The organism is Nonomuraea rosea (assembly GCF_039539705.1).
Classification (GTDB): Bacteria; Actinomycetota; Actinomycetes; order Streptosporangiales; family Streptosporangiaceae; genus Nonomuraea; species Nonomuraea rosea.
In genome coordinates, this window is record NZ_BAABDQ010000021.1 from 175686 (window position 1) to 197054 (window position 21369).

The following is a 21369-nucleotide window of genomic DNA, read 5'->3' on the forward strand; positions in this document are numbered from 1 at the left end:
CGCCCTAGAACCACCCATCCGTCAGCCGCTCCCAGAAGACGTGGACGCGATCTGCCCCGTACCGGTCGATGAGAGCGTCGGCGAAGGTGCGGTCGAGCGGGTCGACGCCCACGCTGACCCTGTTGATCGTCGGATCGACGCCGATCTGAACGAGAAGAGGTCCCTCCCTCCGACGGCGCCAGAACTCCTCCTCGGAGGCGAAGCTCCCGGACTCCCAGAGCGCTTGCCAGCGGGCGATCTCGTCGTCGGTGATGGTCTCCTGCAGGCGCCGCAGCTCCCGCAAGGTGTGTCGCTGCGCGATCACGTTGAGGTGTTCGGGATGCGCGAGCAGGCCACGGACCTGCGCGGCCACCGCAGCGGTGGCACCGACGACACCGAGGCACATCTTCATGTCCTCGGGGTCGGCGGCGAGCTTCCACCAGATGCCTCCGAGGAGTTCGGGGTGAGCGGCACCCCAACGAGAGAGCTCGGTCATGTCCGGCTCCAGCTCCGACTGCCGCCGCATCACGGGGCCCGGCGGCTCCTCCGGCGTTGTGTCATCCGATCCATCGGACACGGTGGAGCCGCCTATGGGCGTGTGAAGGGGTCAGGACTGGGAGTTCAGCTTGAGCTGGTTCATCACCGTACGGATGTCGGGCATGAGCTGCTTGCTGTCCGACGGGATCGACATGTAGACGATGGCCGGGACGTTCGCGCCGGTGTTGACGGCCATCGTCACGATCGTCGCCTTCTCGGTGTCCGACGTCAGCGAGTACGCGATCAGCCGCCCGGTCGAGTCGCCCACCTTGATGGGCTGCTGGGCGATCTTGCGTACCTTGTTGTCCGCAGGGAAGAAGCGCTTGCGGGCCGACAGCACGACCTGCTTGATGACCGGCTCCAGGTTGTCCTGCTCGTAGTACGAGGCCAGCCTCGGCGACAGCGGGCCCGACAGGAGCTGGGCGAACGTGTCCTGCTCGATCTGGACGTACTGGCGGGTGTCGAAGCCGTACGTGGCCTTGACGGTGGCGCGCTGGTCGAGCTGCCAGGTGCCGCCCAGGCGCGGGACCGAGATCCCGGCGGCGACGTCCGGCACCCGGCCGATCACGGGGGCGGCCTTGCCGGAGTACTTCGGCAGCGGGCCGATCGAGGTGGTGGTCCTGGTGGTCTTCGGCGCCGTCGACGCCGTGGGCTTCTCGGCGACGTTGGCGCTCGAAGGCTCCTCGCTCGCCAGCGGTCCCGCCAGGAACGCCCACATCAGCGCCGCCACCAGGGCGATCACCACGGAGCCGCCGAGCGCGTAGATCCAGATGGGCTTGCCGCGCTCCTCGTCGTCGTCGTCCAGGGGGTCGCGCTCGCCCATCGACTGGTAGTTGTCGCCGAAGACGGTGTTCCAGAGCTCCTGCTGGCGCTCGGGCGGCGGGGTGCGCGAGCCGCTGATCTGGCCGGCGGTCACGAACGGGCGGTCGGGGTCGGACGGGTCGCGGTTCAGGTTCGAGCCGGGACGGGGGCCCTGGTCCTCGTTCGGGGGCGCGCCGATGTGGGCGGAGTCCCCGGGGGAGGAGGGGATGGCGCGGTCGTTGAGCAGGTTCTCGGCGTGCTGGTTGTAGGTGACCGTGCGCTCGTCGGAGGGGTGGGCGGGAGGCTGCTGGTGCGTTCCCGGAGGCGGCCCGGACGGACCGCCGCCCTGAAGGCCCATCTGGGGACCCGGCTGCGGGCCTGACTGCGGACCCAGGCGCGGTCCCGGTTGCGGACCCGGGTGCGGGCCGGGCTGCGGTCCCTGCCCGAGGCCCTGCCCAGGGCCCGGTCCCTGCCCGAGACCCTGCCCAGGGCCCGGTCCCTGCCCGAGGCCCTGTGCCGGGCCGTGTCCCGGACCCTGCGCCGGCCTTTGGGGCCCGCCCGGCAGCGGCCCGGACAGTGGGTCGGACAAGGGATCGAGCAGCGGGGACTGGTTGTACATCATCGTCTGCTCCGCCGGATCGGCGGTCACGCGCTCACCCTGCGGCCAGGGGGCGGGGGAGGAGAGGTTCGCCCAGGCGCCGGCGGCGGGCGCCGGCGGCTGCGCCCACGCGGGGACTGGGTCGGGGACGACCTGCTGCTCCGGCGGGGCGGAATGCTTGGGCGCGGCGTCCGGTGCGGCGTCCGACCAGCCGGCCGGGCTCGTGGTGTGCTGCGGGGCCGCTTCGGGCCAGGACATGGGCACGTCGGGCCCGGACGCGGCAGACCATGAGGGGGCGTCCGCCGGCGAGGTGTCCGGCCACGACGAACGCCCCTGCGACGAGGTGTCGGGCCAGGAAGCCGCTCCCTGCGGCGAGGAGTCCGCCCACGAGGAAGAGGAAGGGGCCTGGGACGCGGTCTCCGGCCAGGACGACGGGCCTTGGGACGTCGTGTCCGGCCAGGACGAGGGGCCCTGCGGGCCGGCGTCCGGCCACGAGGAAGGACCCTGCGGAGCGGCGTCCGGCCAAGAGGAAGGGGGCGCCGTGTCTCTGGACTGGCGGTGTGGCTCCGGCCAGGAGTCGTCCTTGCGCGGCGGCTCCGGCCAGGAAGGCTCCTGGTGCCCGGCTGATCTCGGGGTTTCCGGCCAGGACTGTGGCAGGTGTGGTCCGGAATTCTCCGTTGCCATTGCTGCCGGCCCTCCCGAGGTTGTGTCCGGATCAACCGTTATATCCGGATTTGACGTACCAGGCATGATCTCATGGGATTTTCCAGGAGATGCTGGTGGTTCCGCAGCGAAACGAGCGAAGCCATACGGATCCGTAGGCGGATCCTGCAACGGCAGGTCAGCCTCCGGTCGATCTGGCTCGGCTGGGTATACCACGGCGACAAGGGTATTCTTCCGGGACGAATGAGGTCACAACGGATACATCACCATCAGGTCTCGCTGGGCCTGAAGGATCCATTGTGCCCCTCGACCTCGATCGAGAACCGGCAATCAGCCGAAGACGTGCGCTACGCTTGACACGTGCGTTCCGCGACCCTGCTTCTTATCGGGCCGCGACGGCCCTGAAGGTCTCGCCGTCGCGGCTCCACCCCTCGTTGTCTGTACGAGGGGTTTTCTTATGGGTCCGAGTCAAGCCAGAAGGACAGTAGCCGTGAGTGAGTATGATCCGCAGGCGCTGCAGGTTAAGTGGCAGCAGCGCTGGGAGGCGCAGGACACCTATCGCGCGAGCGAGGATGCCGACGACCCCCGCGAGCGGCGCTACATGGTCGACATGTTCCCCTACCCGTCGGGCGACCTGCACATGGGTCACGGCGAGGTGTTCGCCATCGGCGACGTCGTCGCGCGCTACTGGATGCAGCGCGGCTACAACGTGCTGCACCCGATCGGCTGGGACTCCTTCGGCCTGCCCGCGGAGAACGCCGCGATCAAGCGCAACGCCCACCCGGCGGAGTGGACCTACGCCAACATCGAGACGCAGGCCAACTCCTTCAGGCGCTACGGCATCTCCTTCGACTGGTCGCGCCGCCTGCACACCAGCGACCCCGACTACTACCGCTGGAACCAGTGGCTGTTCAACCGCTTCTTCGAGCGCGGCCTGGCCTACCGCAAGGGCGGCCTGGTCAACTGGTGCCCCAACGACCAGACGGTGCTGGCCAACGAGCAGGTCGTGGCAGGCAAGTGCGAGCGCTGCGGCGCCGACGTCATCCGCCGCGAGCTGACGCAGTGGTACTTCCGGATCACCGACTACGCCCAGCGCCTGCTGGACGACATGGCCCAGCTGGAGGAGTGGCCCGAGCGGCTGCTGACCATGCAGCGCAACTGGATCGGCCGCTCCGAGGGCGCCGACGTGCTGTTCCAGGTCGAGGGCCGGGACGAGCCCGTCCACGTCTACACCACGCGGCCCGACACGCTGTTCGGCGCCACGTTCTTCGTGGTCGCGGTGGACGCGGCGCTGGCCGCCGAGATCGTCACCGATGAGCAGCGCGCCGAGTTCGAGGCCTACCGCGCCGAGGTTGCCAAGCTGAGCGACATCGAGCGGATGGCCACCGACAAGGAGAAGACCGGCGTCTTCCTGGGCCGCTACGCGGTCAACCCGGTCAACGGCGAGCGCATCCCGGTCTGGGCCGCCGACTACGTGCTGTCCGACTACGGCCACGGCGCCATCATGGCCGTCCCCGCCCACGACCAGCGCGACCTGGACTTCGCGGTGAAGTTCGGGCTGCCGGTGAAGGTCGTCGTGCACACCGGCCTGGCCGACCCCGGCGAGACCGGCGAGGCGACGCCCGGCGAGGGCACGCTGGTCAACTCCGGGCCGCTGGACGGCCTGACCAAGGTCGAGGCCATCGCCAAGATCATCGAGGTCCTGGAGGTGGACGGCAAGGGCGCCGGCGCGATCAACTTCCGCCTGCGCGACTGGCTGCTGTCGAGGCAGCGGTTCTGGGGCACGCCGATCCCGATCATCCACTGCCCCGACTGCGGTGAGGTGCCCGTCCCCGACGACCAGCTGCCGGTCACGCTGCCCGACATGCGCGGCGAGGCGCTGGCGCCCAAGGGTGAGTCCCCGCTGGCCAGCGCCACGGAGTGGGTCAACGTCGAGTGCCCCAAGTGCTCGGGCCCGGCCAAGCGCGACACCGACACGATGGACACGTTCGTCGACTCGTCCTGGTATTTCCTGCGTTACTGCTCGCCCGGCTACACCGACGGCCCGTTCGACGTCGAGCAGGTGCGCAAGTGGGGCCCGATCGACCAGTACGTCGGCGGCATCGAGCACGCGGTCCTGCACCTGCTGTACTCGCGGTTCTTCACCAAGGTCCTGCACGACATGGGCATGGTGGACTTCACCGAGCCGTTCAAGCGGATGCTGAACCAGGGCCAGGTGATCAACGACGGCAAGGCCATGTCGAAGACCCTGGGCAACGGCGTGGACCTGGGCCAGCAGATCGACGCCTTCGGGGTCGACGCCGTACGCCTGACGATGATCTTCGCCGGGCCGCCGGAGGACGACATCGACTGGGCCGACGTCTCGCCGGCCTCGTCGCAGAAGTTCCTGGCGCGCGCGCTGCGCGTGATGTCGGAGGCCGACTCCGCGCCGGACGTGTCGTTCGAGGGCGGTGACGTGGCGCTGCGCGAGGTCACGCACCACACCATCGAAGAGGTCACCAAGCTGGTCGAGGGCCAGCGCTTCAACGTCGCCGTGGCGCGCATGATGGAGCTGACCTCGGCCGCGCGCAAGGCGATCGACTCGGGTCCCGGCGCGGGCGACCCGGCGGTGCGCGAGGCCGCGGAGGCGCTGGCCGTCATGCTGTCGCTGGTGGCCCCGTTCACCGCGGAAGAGGGCTGGGAGCGGCTGGGCCGCACCGGCTCCGTCGCCTTCGGCGGGTGGCCGGTGGCCGATCCCGCACTGCTGGTGCAGGAGTCCGTCACCTGCGTGGTGCAGGTCGCGGGCAAGGTGCGCGACCGCCTGGAGGTCTCTCCGGACATCACCGAGGACGACCTGCGGGCCTTGGCCCTGGCCTCGGAGAAGGTCGCCTCCTACCTGGAGGGCACACCGCGCAAGGTGATCGTCCGCGCGCCCAAGCTGGTCAACATCGTCCCGTAGCTCACAGGCCGCGCAGGGCCGGCAGCAGCTCCTTCTCCGCCCATTCGAAGAAGGGCTGCTGCTGGTCGTGGCCGATCTGGACGAGGGCCACGTGCGTGTACCCCGCGTCGGCGAACTTCTTGACCCCCTGCACCACCGCGTCCAGATCGTTGCCGCACGGCACGCTCTCGGCCACGTCCTCGGGGCGGACCGTGCCGGCCGCCGCCGCGAAGTTCACCGGGCCGGGCAGCTCGGCCATGACCTTCCAGCCGCCGACGCTCGACCAGCGCCACAGCTCATGCGCGCGCCGCTTGGCGGCCTCGGCGTCGGTGTCGTAGGCGATGGGGAGCTGGCCGTAGACCGGCCGGCCCGCGCCGCCCGCGGCGTTGAACTGCTGGACGACCTCGGGCAGCGGCTCGTTGACGACCAGCACGTCGCCGAGCTCGGCGGCCAGCTCCGCCGACCGGCCGCCTGAGGCGGCGATGCCGATCGGGACCGGCTCGTCCGGCAGGTCGTAGAGCTTGGCGGAATCCACGTCGTAGAACTCGCCCTGGCGGGTGATGTAGTCGCCGCTGAACAGCTCTTTGATGATCTGTACGGCCTCGGCGAACATCCGGTGCCTGGTGTCGACGGGCGGCCAGCCCTCGCCGATGACGTGCTCGTTCAGGTTCTCGCCCGACCCCAGGCCCAGCGTGAACCTGCCTTCGCTCAGCACGCCCATGGTGGCGGCCTTCTGCGCCACGACGGCCGGGTGGTAGCGCATGATCGGGCACGTCACGTACGTCATCAGCGGCAGCCGCTCGGTGACCTGAGCCGCCGCGCCGAGCACCGACCAGCAGTACGGCGAATGCCCCATCTCCTCGATCCACGGGAAGTAGTGATCGGAGATGACCGCGTAGTCGAAACCGACGCGTTCGGCCGCCGCCGCGTAGTCGACCAGCTCGCGGGCCGGGGTCTGCTCGGACATCAAGGTGTAGCCGATTTGTACCATGCGTCGGCCCTACCCGGCTTTGTGCTCGTTAGTTTCCCGGGACTGGAGATCATCGATGGCCGAGCTCCTCCATGACCAGCCCCAGGCCGATGCCGAGCAGCCACACGTCCTTCGAGACGCCGATGCCCTGCTCGCTGGGCCGCAGGCTGCCCTCCATGCGCATCCCCGGTGTCTTGAGGTAAAGGCCGAGCAGGCCGGCCGCGAACCCCGTCACCGCGGCGCCGACCAGCAGCGACGGCACGAACGGGAGCAGCAGCGCGGTGCCGAGCGCGAGCTCGCCCTTCGAGAGCAGCTTGACGAAGGTCACCGGATCCAGGCCGCGCAGGAACGGGTAGGCGCTGCAGGCCATGCCGTGCAGCCCGGCCGCGGTCTGCTCGTCGGCTTCGGCCTTGCTGAGGCCGGAGTTCAGGATGATGGCGGCGGCGGCCAGGCGCGGCGGGAGCTGGTGCGCGCGTGCGAGTATCCTCATATTTCCCTGTCTTCCCGGACACTTCGGGTGCACCCGGAACTTGACCGTTCCGGGGACGCGGCCGGTCCGCCAGGAGGAGAATTCTTGGGCCGGGCTTGGTGTCGCGCATTAGTGTGCAGCTGTGACAAATGGCGCATACCTGAGATATCCGCACCTGCACGGTGACCTGGTCACCTTCGTCGCCGACGACGATGTCTGGCTGACGCCGCTGCCCGGCGGGAGAGCCTGGCGGTTCACCGCCGAGCGCGTACCGGTGTCGCACCCGAGGTTCTCGCCCGACGGCGCCCGCATCGCGTGGACGGGTGGCAAGGAGGGCGCGCCCGAGGTGTTCACGGCCGGGATCGACGCTCCCGAAGGCGAGCGGCTGACCTACTGGGGCAACGGCACGACCGGGGTCCGCGGGTGGACGGCCGACGGGGACGTGCTCGCGATCAGCTCGGCGGGGGAATGCGAGCGGACCAGGAATTGGGCCTACGCGGTGCCGCTCGACGGAGGGCCCGCCACGCGGCTGCCGTACGGGTGGGTCAGCGAGGTCGCCGTCAACGGCCCCAAGGTCGCGACCGTGTCGGCGCTGTGGCGCGAGCCGTCGCAGTGGAAGCGCTACCGGGGCGGCATGGCGGGCAAGATCTGGGTGGACGCCGGCGGGGACGGGGAGTTCGCCCGGCTGTTCGCCGACAGCGCCGCGCAGTACTGGTCGGTGAGCTGGGTGGGGGACCGGATCGTGTTCCTGGCCGACATCGACGGCGTCGGAAACCTCTACTCCGCCGCGCCCGACGGGTCCGGACTGCGCAAGCACAGCTCCCATGAGGAGTTCTACGCGCGTCACGCCACCAGCGACGGCGAGCGGGTGATCTACAGCCACGCCGGGGACCTGTGGCTGCTGGAGAGCCTGGACGCGGAGCCGTACCGGCTGGAGGTCACGCTGGGCGGGCCCCGGCCCGGGCGGGCCAGGCGGCCCGCGCCCCTGCGGGTGGGCGGGTTCTCGCCGGACGAGACCGGGCGGGCCAGCGCCGTGGAGATCCGCGGTACCGCGCACTGGGTGACCCACCGCGACGGGCCCGCGGGCGCGCTGCGGGTGGAGCCGGGCGTCCGCGTACGGCTGCCGCGCACGCTCGACGCCACCGGCCGGGCCGTGTGGGTCTCCGACGCCGGCGGCGAGGACGGGCTGGAGCTCGGCACGCCCGGCGGCGAGATCAGGACGCTGGCCACGGGACAGCTCGGCCGCGTGCTCGAACTGGTCGCCGCGCCCGACGGCAAGCACGCGGCGGTCGCCACGCACGACGGGCGGCTGCTGGTCGCCGACCTGGAGTCCGGCGACCTGCGTGAGCTGGACCGCACCACCCAGGGGGACGTCAGCGGGCTGACCTTCTCGCCCGACTCCGGCTGGCTGGCCTGGGTGCACCCGCACCACGAGCCGCTGTCGCAGATCAAGATGGGCCGGGTGGACGGCACGTCGGTGATCGACGTGACGCCGGTGCGCTTCGCCGACTACAACCCGGTGTTCACCAAGGACGGCCGGCATCTGGCGTTCCTGTCGGTGCGGACGTTCGATCCCGTCTATGACGCGCACGTCTTCGACCTGTCGTTCCCGGTCGGCTGCAAGCCGTACATCGTGCCGCTGAAGGCCACCACGCCCTCGCCGTTCGATCCCTCGCTGCAGGGGCGCGGGTTCAACGGTGAGGACGACAAGCCCGGCAAGGACGACAAGAAGGACGACGCGCTGCCGCGTACCGAGGTCGACCCCGAGGGGCTCGCCTCGCGCGTGGTGCCGGTGCCGGTGCCCGCCGGGCGCTACGGCAACCTGCGCACGGCCAAGGACGCGCTGCTCTGGCTGCGCTATCCGCTGGCCGGGCAGCTCGGCGACGGCACCGAGCAGGCGAACGAGAACACCCTGGAACGTTACGATCTGAAGAAACGCGCCAAGGCCGAGCTGGGCAAGGAGGTGCGCGCGTTCGAGGTGAGCGGCGACGGCAGCCGGCTCGTCACCAACGGCAAGAACGGCCTGCAGACCCGCGCCGCCGGCGAGGGCGACGAGGTCGTCACCATCGACCTCGACCGGATCACCGTGCAGCTCGACCCGGTGGCCGAGTGGCGGCAGGGGTTCCGCGAGGCCGGGCGGCTCATGCGCGACCACTTCTGGCGCGAGGACATGAACGGCGTCGACTGGCAGGCCGTGCTCGACCGCTACGAGCCGCTGGCCGGGCGCATCGGCGCCCAGTCCGAGCTGATCGACCTGCTGTGGGAGGCGCAGGGCGAGCTGGGCACCTCGCACGCCTACGCCGTCGGCGCCAACGGCGGGCTCGACCCCCGTCGCCGGCAGGGGCTGCTCGGCGCCGACCTGGCCAAGGACGACGACGGCGTGTGGCGGGTCGCGCGCATCCTGCCCGGTGAGTCGTCCGACCACGCCGCCCGCTCGCCGCTGCTCGCGCCGGGCGTGGCCGTCCGCCCCGGTGACGCGATCGTGGCGGTCGGCGGCCGTCCCGTCGATCCGGTACGCGGCCCGCTCGCCCTCCTGGCCGGCACGGCGAACCAGCCCATCGAGCTGACCGTGCGCCCGGCCTCGGGCGGTGACCAGCGCCGGGTCGTGGTGAGCCCGATCGCGGACGACACGCGGCTGCGCTACCACGACTGGGTGGAGGGCCGGCGTGCGTACGTCAGGGAGGCGTCGGGCGGCCGGCTCGGATACCTGCACGTGCCCGACATGGTGGCGTCCGGGTGGGCGCAGTTCCACCGCGACCTGCGTACCGAGATGGCCCATGACGGGCTGGTCGTGGACGTGCGGGAGAACAGCGGCGGGCACCTGTCCGAGCTGGTCCTGGAGAAGCTGTCCCGCAAGGTCACCGGGTGGTCGCGGGCGCGCGGCTACGAGCCGACGCGCTATCCGGAGGACTCGCCGCGCGGCCCGATCGTGACGATCACCGACGAGTTCGCGGCCTCGGACGGGGACATCGTGAGCGCCGGGATCAAGGCCCGCGGCATCGGTCCCCTGGTGGGGATGCGGACGTGGGGCGGGGTGATCGGCATCGACTCGCGCTATTCGCTCGTGGACGGGACCAGGGTCACGCAGCCCCGCTACTCCTTCTGGCTCGACGGGCCGGGATGGGGGGTGGAGAACCACGGGGTCGAGCCGGACATCGAGGTCGTGACCACGCCCCAGGACCGGGTGGCCGGGCGCGATCCGCAGCTGGAGAAGGCGATCGAGCTGGCGCTGGCCGCGCTGGAGGAGCAGCCGGCCGCGACGCCGCCCGACCTGCCGCCTTTGGCGTGAAATCAGGCGGCCTGGTTCAGGCGGTCGAGCAGCTCGGTGAGCATGGGTTCTGTCGTGGCGAAGTTCAGGCGTACGTGCTGCTCGCCGCCAGGGCCGAACCCCGCGCCGTCGTTGAGCCGGACCCTGGCCTCGCGCTCGAACACCTCCGCCATGCCCGTCCGGCCGGTGTGCAGCCACGCCAGGTACGTCGCCTCGGGCAGCAGGTAGCCGAACGACCCGGGCAGCCGTTCGGCGATCGTGCGCCGGTTGCGGTCCAGCAGCGCCACCGTGTCCGCCAGCCAGGCGTCCCCGTGCCGCCAGGCCGCGATCGTGGCCTCGACGCCGAACAGGTTCGCGGAGCCGTACAGGAAGGGGGGCTGGGCGGCCAGCGCCGCGCGGACGCCCGGATGCCCGAAGTGGGCCACCGAGCAGCGGATGCCGCCCAGGTTGAAGGCCTTCGTCGCGGACGTGACGGTCACGGTGCGTTCGGGGAGGATCGTGGCGAACGGGATGTGCCGGTGCGGCTCGTAGACCAGGTCGGCGTGGATCTCGTCCGCGATGACCATGAGGTCGTGGCGTTCGGCGTGCTCGGCGAGCTCGGTCAGCTCCGTACGGGTGAACACCCTGCCGGTCGGGTTGTGCGGGTTGACCAGCAGCAGCACCCGGCAGCCGGAGAGGTCGGGCACGGCGGCGCGCCACGAGCCGTCCACGGGCGCGAACTGGATGGGCTGGAGGCGCCGCCCCATGACCTCCAGCGTGCTCAGGAACGGGGGATAGGCCGGGGTGTGCACGGCGATGCCGTCACCGGGCTCGGTCCAGATCTGCAGGAGCACCTGCAGAGCCTGGTTGAGGTCGCTGAAGGCGCGGACGAGCGAGGGGTCCGGCTCCCAGGCGTACTTGGCCGTCATGCGCTCGGCGAACGCCTCCGCCAGCGGGCCCGCGTTGGGTTCGAGCAGCCAGGACGGGTAGCCGAGGTCGCCGGCCGCGCGCCGGCGCAGTGCCTCGATCACCGCCGGCGCGGTCGGCAGATCCATGTCGGCGATCCAGGCGGGGATCACATCCGGTTCGACCGCCGACCACTTGAGGCCGTCGTGTAAAGCTCTGAGGTCTTCGGGGGGATATGCGCCATTCACCTGACCATTCTAGGATTCGTGATTGTGATGAGCCGACGACGCCGGTTGTGGCAGGCTGGGCGGCCATGACGCCCCACCCGAAGATCGAAGCCATAGTCGAGACCTACCTGTCGCTGGCCGACGCGGAGGCTCCTGGGCTGGTGGAGGGGCTCTACCTGGAGGGCTCCGCGGCGTTGGGCGACTACCGTCCCGGCGCGAGCGACGTGGACTTCGTCGCGGTCACGGCCGCCGATCCGCCGGCCGGGGTGCTCGAACGCATCCATGCCAGGCTGGGCGCTCATCCGTTCGACGGCGTCTACGTCACGTGGGACGACCTCCGGCAGGACCCGGCCGGGCTGGGCGAGCGGCCCCAGGCGCACGCGGGCCGGCTCAACCGCCGTGGCGAGGTCAACCCGGTCACCTGGCACACGCTGAGCGGCCACGGCCTGACCTGCCGGGGCCCCAAGCCGGGCGAGGCGGAGATCTGGAACGATCCCGCCGCGCTCGCCGCCTGGACCGACGGCAACCTCGACCGCTACTGGCGGCGCCTGGTGATCCGGGCCTCCCGCCCGGCCTCCCCATGGGGGCTGCTCAGCCTCGGCGGCTACGGCACGGTGTGGTTCGTCACGGGCGTCGCGCGGCTGCACTACACGCTGGCGACCGGTGAGATCACCTCGAAGACGGGGGCGGGGCGGCACGCGCTGCAGGCGTTCTCCGAGCGGTGGCACCGCGTGGTGAACGAGGCCCTGCGGCTGCGGGAGGAGGACGCCGCGCTGCCGACGCTCGCGAGCGCGCTCTCGGGGCTCGGCGACCACTTCGGCACGCCCAGACCCTCGCTGTACAGCTCGCCGTTCGAGCGCAAGGACGACGTGCTGGGCTTCGCCGACCAGGCGATCACCGCGGCGCACGAGGTCTATGAGGCGCGCTGGCGGCAGCGGTAGGGCGGCCCTCGCCGGTCCGGGCGCAAGCCTAGGGATAACCCTAGGCGGCACACGGACGACTCGCCCGGCCCGGCGATGAACAGTGGGGGAGACTCTTCGAAAGGCGGGTTCCTGATGAGCGAATCCTCCCCGATCCCCCCGCGCATCCCCACCAGGACCTTGAAGAAAGGCGACCAAGGTCCCGACGTCGCGCTGCTGTACCAGTACCTCCAGCGCTTCGGGTATTTCCCGAACCCGGAGATCCGGACGGGCAACCTGCTGCACCACCCGGCGGTGCCGTTCGCGCCCGAGGATCCCACCCGGTACGACGACCGCATGGAGCTGGCCGTCCGCAGATTTCAGCAGCAGCAGGGGTTGATGGTCAGCGGAGTGCTGGACGACTCGACGCTCCTGCTGCTCAACCGGCCGAGGTGCGGCTTCCCCGACGACGCGGTGGCCGGGGTCGACATGTTCGTGGCCCAGGGCAACCGGTGGGCGGGCGAGCAGGTCACGTACAGCTTCGACAACTTCTCCCCCGACCTCGACCCGGCGCAGCAACGGGCGGCGGTGGTCGCGGCGTTCGGCAAGTGGTCGGCCGTGACGCCGCTGACCTTCACCGAGGTCGCCGTCCAGGGAGACCTCCGGATCGGCTGGTACTCCGGCGACCACGGCGACGGTTTCGCCTTCGCGGGACCCGGCGGCGTGCTGGCCCACTGCTTCTACCCGCCGCCGAACGGCGGGGCCATCGCCGGCGACTGCCACTTCGACGAGGCCGAGACCTGGTCGGTGAGCCTGCCGCCGAACGGCATCGACCTCTACACGGTCGCCCTGCACGAGCTGGGGCACGGGCTCGGCCTGGCCCACTCCGCGGTCCAGTCCTCGGTGATGTTCGCCTTCTACGGCGGCCCGCTCAGGGACCTGACCGGCGACGACATCGAGGGCATCCAGTCGGTCTACGGCGCCAGGCGCAACTGGTTCCCGCTCGGCGGAACCGTCTTCAACCCGGCCGTCAGCCGCAACTCCGACGGCCGCCTGGAGGTCTTCGTCCGCGGCCTGGACCACGCGCTGCACCACAAATGGCAGGTCACACCGAACGGCGGCTGGAGCGACTACGCCTCGGAAGGCGGCTGGGTGACCGGGCCGATCGCGGTCGGCCGCAACGCCGACGGGCGGCTGGAGCTCTTCGTCCGCGGCTTCGACGGAGCGCTCTGTCACAAGTGGCAGACCGTCCCCAGCGGCGGCTGGAGCGACTGGAGCTCGCTCGGCGGCTGGGCGCTGAACCCTGCCGTGGCCGCGAACGCGGACGGCCGGCTGGAGGTGTTCGTCACCGGCTCGGACGGCGCCTGCTATCACAAGTGGCAGACCGTGCCCAACGGCGGCTGGAGCGACTGGTTCTCGCTCGGCGGCATCATGGCCGGGCCCGTCGCGGTCGGCGCGAACCGGGACGGCCGCCTGGAGCTCTTCGTCCGCGGCACGGACGCGACGCTCTATCACAAGTGGCAGACCGTCCCCAACGGTGGCTGGAGCGACTGGTTCTCGCTCGGCGGCTGGGTGGACGAGCCCACCGTGACCAGGAACGCCGACGGCCGGCTGGAGGTGTTCGTGGTCGGCTCCGACCGGGCGCTGCACCACAACTGGCAGGTCACCCCCAACGGCGGCTGGAGCGGCTGGGCCTCGCTCGGCGGCTGGGTCGCCAAGCCCTGCGCGACGTCCAACGCGGACGGGCGGCTGGAGGTGTTCGCCCGCGGCTCGGACAACGCCACGCACCACATCTGGCAGATGACGCCGGGTGGGAGCTGGGGCGGGTGGAGCTCGCTCGGGAGCACGCAGCTCGAAGGGCCTGCCGTGGGGCGTAACCAGGACGGGCGGCTGGAGGTCTTCACGAAGGGGGCGGACGGCGCGCTCTGGCACACCTGGCAGACGGCGCCCAGCAACGGCTGGGTCTGAGGCTGGGCGGCGGGCCGCGCGGTTGGTGAGTCCTGGGCCACGGGCCACGGGCCACGGGTCACGGGCCGCGCGCCTGCTGAGGGCGCGCGGCTCCGCCAGGGATTGACGCCGGGTGCAGGCCGGGGTACGAATACCCGCGAATGCCATCACCGGGCCAGACCGGCCGCGGTGAGGTGTTAACGCTAACACTGCGGGAGGCCGCTGGATGCGTACATGTCGAGGTGTCCGCAGGACGGTCGTGGCCCTGCTCGTCGCCGTCGCGGCCGTCATGTTCGCGCCGGCCGCGCACGCGGTGGGCCCGGTGCCGCACTATCTGATGACCGCGTTCACCAACAGCAGCGAGTCGAACATGTACGTCTACGACTCCGCGAACGCCGCCGCCTTCACCCTCGTACGGGCCAACGCCTACACGCCGCCGTCCGGCCTGATCCGCGACCCGAGCGTCATGCGGCACACCGACGGCTACTACTACCTCGTCCACACCACGAACTGGACCGGCGACACCATCGGCTTCGCCCGCAGCGCCGACACCGTGAGCTGGACCTTCCTGCGCAACGTCACCGTCGGGCTGAACGGCGCCACCGGCAGCACCTGGGCGCCCGAGTGGTTCAAGGACTCCGACGGCAGCGTCCACGTGATCTACTCGGCGTCCACGGCCGGCACGGCAGGACAGTTCAGGCCGTACCGGATCACCGCCGCCAACAGCGCGCTGTCCTCGTGGAGCGCCCCGGCGGCGCTGGGCATCCCGGCGAACTACATCGACAGCTTCGTCGTCAAGAGCGGCTCCACCTACCACAACTTCCTCAAGAACGAGACGACCAAGTACATCGAGCACGCCACCGCCACCTCGCTGACCGGGCCGTGGACGTTCACGGGCACGGGGAACTGGGCGGGCTGGGGCTCCGGCCTCGAAGGCCCGGCGCTCACGCGGCTGGCCGACGGGCGGTGGCGCCTCTACTTCGACAACTACACCGGCGGGCGCTACTACTACGCCGACAGCTCGAACCTGTCGTCGTTCGGGGCCAAGGTGGAGCTGGCGGGGCTGTCCGGGACGGCCAGGCACTTCACGGTGCTGCGCGAGGACGCCGGGGACGCGACGGCGGTGCCCACCGGCAACCGGTCGCTGCGCTCGGCCAACTTCCCCGACCGGTACGTACGCCATCGCAGCCAGCTCGCCTACCTCGACCCGCTCTCGGCGTCCAGCACGCTCGCCGACCGGCAGTCCGCCACGTTCACCGTGGGCGCGGGGCTGGCGCATTCCGGTTGCTACTCCTTCCAGTCGGTCAACCAGCCCGGCTACTACCTGCGGCACTACAACCTGCGGCTGACCCTGCAGCGGGACGACGGGTCGGCGATCTTCAAGGGTGACGCCACGTTCTGCGGACGGGCCGGGCTGGCGGGCGGGGGAACGACCTCGTTCGAGTCGTACAACCTGCCGGGGCGGTATCTGCGGCACTACAACTACGAGCTGCGGGCGGATCTGCTGGCGGCCACGTCGGTGTTCGCCTCCGACGCGTCGTTCACCGTCACCGCACCACTGGCCTGACCCCTCCCCGGGTGTACCGGCGTGGGGCGGCCCCGCGCCCCACTGACCTATGGGAAAGGACGAACCCGTGCCCGCACGCTCCCTCGCCAGATCGGCGATCATCACCGTGACTACGCTGCTCATCGTGATGTCCAACCTGCTGTCGCCGGGGGCCGCGCACGCCTCACCCGCCGTGCAGTACGCCAACCCGCTGGCCGCCCAGCGCGCCGACCCGCACATCTTCCGCCATACCGACGGCTACTACTACTTCACCGCGACGGCCCCCGAGTACGACCGCATCGTGCTGCGCCGGGCGACCACCATCCAGGGCCTGGCGAGCGCTCAGGAGACGGTCATCTGGCGCAAGCACGCCACCGGCGAGATGGGCGCGCACATCTGGGCTCCGGAGATCCACTTCATCAACGGCAAGTGGTACGTCTACTTCGCGGCGGGCCGGGCCGACGACATCTGGCGGATCCGGATGTACGTGCTGGAGAGCTCCGCCGCCAACCCGCTGACCGGCGCCTGGACCGAGCGCGGCCGGATCACCACCCCGTGGGACACCTTCTCCCTGGACGCCACCACCTTCACCGCGAACGGCGTGCGCTACCTCCTCTGGGCCCAGCAGGAGCCGGGCATCGCCACCAACTCGAACCTGTACATCGCCCGCATGGGCGCCAACCCCTGGACGATCACGGGCGCCACGACCCGGCTGACGGTGCCGGCGCTGGCCTGGGAGACGCGCGGCTACAAGGTCGCCGAGGGGCCCTCCGTGCTGCAGCGCAACGGGCGGCTCTTCCTGACGTACTCGGCCAGTGCCACGGACGCCAACTACTGCCTCGGGCTGCTGACCGCATCCGCCTCGGCCGACCCGCTGCAGGCCGCCTCGTGGACGAAGAGCCCCAACCCGGTCTTCGCCACCAGCGCCGCGACCAGCCAGTACGGTCCCGGGCACAACTCCTTCACGGTCTCCGAGGACGGGCAGAGCGACATCCTCGTCTACCACGATCGCAGCTACCGGGACATCACGGGCGATCCGCTGAACGACCCGAACCGGCGTACCAGGGTGCAGAAGGTGTACTGGCGATCGGACGGGACGCCCGACTTCGGCATCCCGGTGCCCGACGGGGCGACGCCGGTGCGGCTGCTGTCGTACGACACGCCGGGGCAGGCGGTGCGGCACTGGAACTACCGGGCGCGCCTGGAAGCGAACGTCTCCCCGCTGGCCGACTCCCAGTTCAGGCTCGTCACCGGTCTTTCCGGCTCGGGGACGGTCTCGCCGGAGTCGACGAACTTCCCCGGGTACTTCCTGCGGCACCGCAACCACGAGGCTTGGGTGGAGCAGCGGGACGGGACCAGCCTGTTCGGCGCCGACGCGAGCTTCTTCCGCCGCACGGGCCTCGCCGGGTCGGGGACGGTCTCGCTGGAGTCGGCCAACTTCCCGGGGTACTTCCTGCGGCATCGGGGCGGGCAGGTGTGGGTGGAGCAGAACGACGGGACCAGCGCGTTCCGGGGGAACGCCAGCTTCATCCTGGAGTAGGGAGCTTCGCCGTGAAGTGAGGGCTTCGGGAGGTGTGATGGAGCCCGCCCGAGGAGGAGGGGCGACGGCGGACATCATCGTTGCCGGTGGAGGTGCGGGACCACCGGCACAGGCCTTACGTGCGACACCACCAGCACACGCTTCACGCACAAGACCGGCAGTACAAGCCTTACGTACGGACCTTATGGACGCGCGGGATCATCAGGACGAGCCCACAGAAGCACGGGACCGGGAGGAGTGCGAGCCTGGCAGGAGCACGAGGCTGACAGCCAGCCGACCAGCCGTGGATGCCCGGCCTCGTACCTCGTACTTCATAGCTGCGTGAAATTGGCGCGCGCCGGAACGCGGCGCGACGATGACGCGCGCCCGAGTTGTCGTCATCGGTGACGACGTCGGCTACAGCCGGCGCAGGACCGCTACGACCTTGCCCAGGACGCTGGCCTCGTCACCGGGGATGGGCTCGTAGTTGGAGTTGTGGGGGACGAGCCAGACGTGCCCGTCCTTGCGCTTGAAGGTCTTGACGGTGGCCTCGCCCTCGATCATGGCGGCCACGATGTCACCGCTCTCCGCGACCGGCTGCTGGCGAACGACCACCCAGTCGCCGTCGGCGATGGCGGCCTCGATCATCGAGTCACCGGCGACCTGCAAGAGGAACAGGGTGCCTTCGCCGACGAGCTGCTTGGGCAGCGCGAAGACGTCCTCGACGCTCTCCTCGGCGAGGATCGGGCCACCTGCGGCGATGCGGCCGACAAGCGGGACGTAGGCGGCGGTCGGACGGTTGACCGGGGTCTCGTCGTCGGCCGCGTCGGGGTCGACCCACAGCACCGGCTCGCCGGGCAGGCGCACCTCGAGAGCACGTGGCCGGTGCGGGTCGCGGCGCAGGTAACCCTTACGCTGCAGCGCCGTCAACTGATGCGACACGCTGGACGTGCTGGTCAGCTGCACCGCCTCGCCGATCTCGCGCATGGAGGGCGGATATCCGCGCTGCTGTACCGAGTCGCGAATCACTTCGAGGATCTTGCGCTGCCTGGGCGTCAGGCCCAGGGAGTCGCGTCGGCGCACCGCGAGGTCACTGACCCCGTTTGCGTCATCCCGCTCGCTCATGCTCTTCCTCCTCGCCTGGCGGCCCGCCTCACCGGCGCACCTCCCGGTCCGTGGTCCTGATGTCGCACACAGCGACCGTATCGCTGTTGAAGATCATCTTCAAACAATTGTTCGAGTCTTCCTCGAAAATGTCGCCCGTGTGGTGTACAACATCGTACGGGAGTTCGATCGACACCGTGTTCGATTTGCTGATCTTTATTTGGCCTTTTCCTCAGGCCACACGGCAGGAGGTCATCCATGCGAACACCCACAAATCCGGACATGACCAGCGAAGACGCCAAGCGACTCACGCTCATCGCCGATGCCACGCAGAGCACGGATCGACGGGGCGACAATACGCGTAAGGAGGCCGGCTCTCGAGGGAATCTTGGGAAGAGGTTGGGGTCCCGTTCGAATGATGGGGGAAGGCCGCATTTGCGACTGGTCCCCCCACCGCGTTCGAGTGAGGATGCCGACGACACCGCTCCGCCGGGCAGGGGAGGAGCCCGCGCTGACGGTGCCGACGACGCAACGACGACCAGCCGCCGGCCCGACACCAACGGCCGAGGCCGTAGTAGGCGGGGACGCGGGATTCTGAGATTTGGCACCTTGAGATCCGGGATCCTGAGGTCCGGGATTCTGGGATCCGGAATTCTGCGCCGCGGCGCTCCGGGGCGCGAAACGCGAGACTCCGACACCGGAACCCCCGGAACGCGGGACCCAGGCACTCGAGACCTGCACACGCGGGACTCGGGCGCGAAGGACTCGGGCGCCCGGGACTCAGGCACTCGGGACCTGCGCACGCGGGACCCAGGCGCTCGGGGCCCGCGCACTCGGGACCCAAGCACACGGGACCCAGATGCTCGGGATCGCAGGGCTCGGGGCCGGCGGGCTCAAGGGCGTCGGGTGGGCGGTCCCGCGAGTGAACCACGCGGGAGAGGCGGCTCGCGGCACAGCGAGCCGGCAGGCACGGGAGCCGTTGAGGGGCGGCCAGGTGCTGAAGGTATGAGCTCTAGGGGGAGTGGCGGGGGTGAGGACCCGATGGGAATCGTCGGGACCGGACGTTCGGCGGCGAACGTCGGGAGCGATGCAGATCTGCAGGGAAGGACCCCAGGCGGGGGTTCGCAGGAGGGCACCGGAAATCAGGGTTCCCGAGAAGGCATCCAGAGCCGGAGCTCTCGGGCAGGCATCCAGAGCCGTGGCACCCGAGAAGGCCTCCGGGATCGTGGTTCGCGGGAGGGTTTCCGGGACCGGGGTTCGCGAGAGGGTCCCCAAGGCCCGGGTTCGCGGGAGGGTCTCCAGGGCCCAGGCTCTCGGGAAGGTCTCCAAGGCCGGAGTTCTCGAGAGGGTCTCCGAGACCGAAGTGCCCGGAAAGGTGTCCGGGATCGGGATCCCCGAAAGGGCGCTCGAGCCCGAGGCACCCAGGGAAGCGTCCGGGGCGGCGGAGGCTCTGGCGGGAGCCCCGATGAGAGTGGGACAACTCAGGCAAGCCGCCGGGCTGGCGGTCCTCGGGGAAACGTGACGGGCGAGGGCTCCAGGACGGGCGGCCGCACCAGCCGCTTCTGGAGGCGCGCCACTGGATCCGGAAAAGGCCGCCGTCCGTGGAGCCGCCGTACGGCGCTGCAGCCGGGCCGGGCGAAGCAGCCTGACGATCCGGACCGCTGGCAGCAAGGAAGCCGGTGGGACCAGAAGGTCTGGCCGAGGCAAGGGGATGGGCGAGAGCTGCAAGTCCGACGGGGCCGGGCAGGGCGGCGAGACCAGACAGACCGGCCGAATAGGGTTGACCGGCGAGAGCCGACCGACCGGTTGAACGGGGCAAGGTGGCGAACCTGGCGGGGGCTCAGGAGCCGGAGGGCGGTGGCGCGACTCGCACGCCGTTCCGCACGCTGTTCCGCACCGCCGTTGCGGCTGACCCGGCGCGGGCGCGTTGTGCTGGTCGTCGGTGTGGCGTTGCTGTCACTCGGCGGGTTCTGGCTCGGGACTCATGCGGCCGGGCACGCTGACGTGCAGGTCGTGGTGCCCAGCCACGCGGGGCTGCCGTGGGTGGAGGTCCACCAGGGAGATACGTTGTGGGCGATTGCCGACGCTCTCTCGCAGGGAGACGACCCTGGCGCGGTGGTGGAGGAGATCAAGCGGCTGAACGGCCTGACCGACTCCTTAATACGCTCCGGCACCCGTCTGTACGTTCCGCGCAACACCGCCGCGTTACGCCGACCGCCGCAGTGACCGCACGGTGACTCCGCAGAGCCTGCTGTAGTGACCGACCCAGAGGGTCGTCCAGGCGGTTCGTTCTGCGGGCTGCCACAGCGCTCGTTTCGGCGGGTCGTCTCAGTCTCAGCGTGGATCGTCCCTGCGGGTCGCCATGCGGTCGTCCCTGGGGGTCTCCATGGTGCTTGTCCTGTGGACCGTCAAGGCGGTCGTTTCGGCGGGTGGTCCCTGCGGGTCACTTCTGCCGGTCGTCCGGCGGGTCGCCACGGCGGTCCTCCCGCAGCTTGTCCTCGCGTGTTGCTACAGCGGCCGTCATGAGGGCCGTCCCGCAGTTGCTGAGGCGATCGGCCGTTGGGGGGTTACGGGTCTACAGGTTGTGACCACCGGCTTCGGGCGGTTGCCGGCATTTTGCGCGGCCGCCCGGCGTTTTACAGATAGGTGGCTGACCTGGGATTCAGTGGCCGGCACGGGATGGTCGTAGCGCCTGGAGCGGGGTCGTACGGTGTTCGGGATCTTGAGGAGCGGGGCGTGGGCGGGCAGAGCGGTACAGGTGCTTGTCCCAGGGGTGGGGCCGGTGGAGTGCTTGCGCCCGCGCCGTCCGGGCGCGTGGGCGTACCAGTGGTGGAGTGGTTGGCCCCACCGGTAGGGGCACGTGAGGACCATCGGGTTTGGGTCGTGGTGACGGGGTGTGGGGGCGGGCGATGGAACGATGTGCGCGAAATGATGGAGGCGCCGGTGTTGGCAGGGGGAGCCGGCGCGGGCGGACGGGTCGGGATTTGGGACAGGAGTTAGAGGCGGCGATCGGGGTGTAAGCGGAGGCTTCGTGGCGGGG

At 70.4% G+C, this 21369-nt stretch carries 14 protein-coding genes; 8 read left to right on the plus strand and 6 right to left on the minus strand.

Features of this window, described 5'->3' with window-relative positions:
• Nucleotides 1-4: 4 nt before the first annotated feature.
• Nucleotides 5-475 (minus strand): hypothetical protein, encoded by a 471-nt coding sequence (locus ABEA43_RS38670; RefSeq protein ID WP_345569905.1) that lies wholly within the window; start codon nucleotides 473-475, stop codon nucleotides 5-7.
• A 111-nt stretch (nucleotides 476-586) separates the two neighbouring features.
• On the minus strand, nucleotides 587-2173 hold the full coding sequence (locus tag ABEA43_RS38675; RefSeq protein ID WP_345569906.1) for a hypothetical protein: 1587 nt from the start codon (nucleotides 2171-2173) through the stop codon (nucleotides 587-589).
• Nucleotides 2174-3035: 862 nt separating this feature from the next.
• On the opposite strand from ABEA43_RS38675, the gene leuS reads away from it, so the two are divergent.
• Nucleotides 3036-5516: a leucine--tRNA ligase gene (gene leuS / locus ABEA43_RS38680; RefSeq protein WP_345569907.1), complete on the plus strand. Its 2481-nt coding sequence runs from the start codon at nucleotides 3036-3038 to the stop codon at nucleotides 5514-5516.
• A 1-nt stretch (nucleotide 5517) separates the two neighbouring features.
• Here the strand turns inward: leuS and ABEA43_RS38685 are convergent, their stop codons facing one another.
• Entirely contained in the window at nucleotides 5518-6486 is a 969-nt protein-coding gene (locus ABEA43_RS38685) for a TIGR03557 family F420-dependent LLM class oxidoreductase (RefSeq protein ID WP_345569909.1), read from the minus strand.
• Between the two features lie 49 nt (nucleotides 6487-6535).
• Nucleotides 6536-6955: a hypothetical protein gene (locus ABEA43_RS38690; RefSeq protein ID WP_345569911.1), complete on the minus strand. Its 420-nt coding sequence runs from the start codon at nucleotides 6953-6955 to the stop codon at nucleotides 6536-6538.
• A 121-nt stretch (nucleotides 6956-7076) separates the two neighbouring features.
• Between ABEA43_RS38690 and ABEA43_RS38695 the strand changes: the two genes are divergently transcribed.
• Nucleotides 7077-10223: a S41 family peptidase gene (locus ABEA43_RS38695; protein ID WP_345569913.1), complete on the plus strand. Its 3147-nt coding sequence runs from the start codon at nucleotides 7077-7079 to the stop codon at nucleotides 10221-10223.
• A gap of 2 nt (nucleotides 10224-10225) precedes the next feature.
• Here ABEA43_RS38695 and ABEA43_RS38700 read toward each other — a convergent pair whose 3' ends face one another.
• Nucleotides 10226-11335, minus strand: a complete 1110-nt coding sequence (locus tag ABEA43_RS38700; RefSeq protein WP_345569915.1) for a MalY/PatB family protein — start codon at nucleotides 11333-11335, stop codon at nucleotides 10226-10228.
• A gap of 65 nt (nucleotides 11336-11400) precedes the next feature.
• On the opposite strand from ABEA43_RS38700, the gene ABEA43_RS38705 reads away from it, so the two are divergent.
• The 4 genes from ABEA43_RS38705 to ABEA43_RS38720 all read left to right on the plus strand — a co-directional run bounded on the left by ABEA43_RS38705 (nucleotide 11401) and on the right by ABEA43_RS38720 (nucleotide 17246).
• Nucleotides 11401-12255 carry a nucleotidyltransferase domain-containing protein gene (locus ABEA43_RS38705; RefSeq protein ID WP_345569916.1) on the plus strand — a complete coding sequence of 285 codons (855 nt, stop codon included), beginning with the start codon at nucleotides 11401-11403 and terminating at the stop codon, nucleotides 12253-12255.
• Nucleotides 12256-12369: 114 nt separating this feature from the next.
• Nucleotides 12370-14181 carry a DUF8189 domain-containing protein gene (locus ABEA43_RS38710; protein WP_345569917.1) on the plus strand — a complete coding sequence of 604 codons (1812 nt, stop codon included), beginning with the start codon at nucleotides 12370-12372 and terminating at the stop codon, nucleotides 14179-14181.
• Between the two features lie 205 nt (nucleotides 14182-14386).
• The gene (locus ABEA43_RS38715) at nucleotides 14387-15727 is read left to right on the plus strand and encodes a glycoside hydrolase family 43 protein (protein WP_345569918.1); all 1341 of its coding nucleotides are present in this window, start codon (nucleotides 14387-14389) and stop codon (nucleotides 15725-15727) included.
• Between the two features lie 67 nt (nucleotides 15728-15794).
• Nucleotides 15795-17246: a family 43 glycosylhydrolase gene (locus tag ABEA43_RS38720; protein WP_345569920.1), complete on the plus strand. Its 1452-nt coding sequence runs from the start codon at nucleotides 15795-15797 to the stop codon at nucleotides 17244-17246.
• 396 nt (nucleotides 17247-17642) lie between these two features.
• Here ABEA43_RS38720 and lexA read toward each other — a convergent pair whose 3' ends face one another.
• Entirely contained in the window at nucleotides 17643-18350 is a 708-nt protein-coding gene (lexA, locus tag ABEA43_RS38725; RefSeq protein ID WP_345569922.1) for a transcriptional repressor LexA, read from the minus strand.
• Between the two features lie 1066 nt (nucleotides 18351-19416).
• On the opposite strand from lexA, the gene ABEA43_RS38730 reads away from it, so the two are divergent.
• Together ABEA43_RS38730 and ABEA43_RS38735 are read left to right on the plus strand one after the other, a co-directional pair.
• Nucleotides 19417-19851: a hypothetical protein gene (locus ABEA43_RS38730; protein ID WP_345569924.1), complete on the plus strand. Its 435-nt coding sequence runs from the start codon at nucleotides 19417-19419 to the stop codon at nucleotides 19849-19851.
• 335 nt (nucleotides 19852-20186) lie between these two features.
• Nucleotides 20187-20555 carry a LysM peptidoglycan-binding domain-containing protein gene (locus tag ABEA43_RS38735; protein WP_345569926.1) on the plus strand — a complete coding sequence of 123 codons (369 nt, stop codon included), beginning with the start codon at nucleotides 20187-20189 and terminating at the stop codon, nucleotides 20553-20555.
• The last annotated feature ends 814 nt before the right edge of the window (nucleotides 20556-21369 follow it).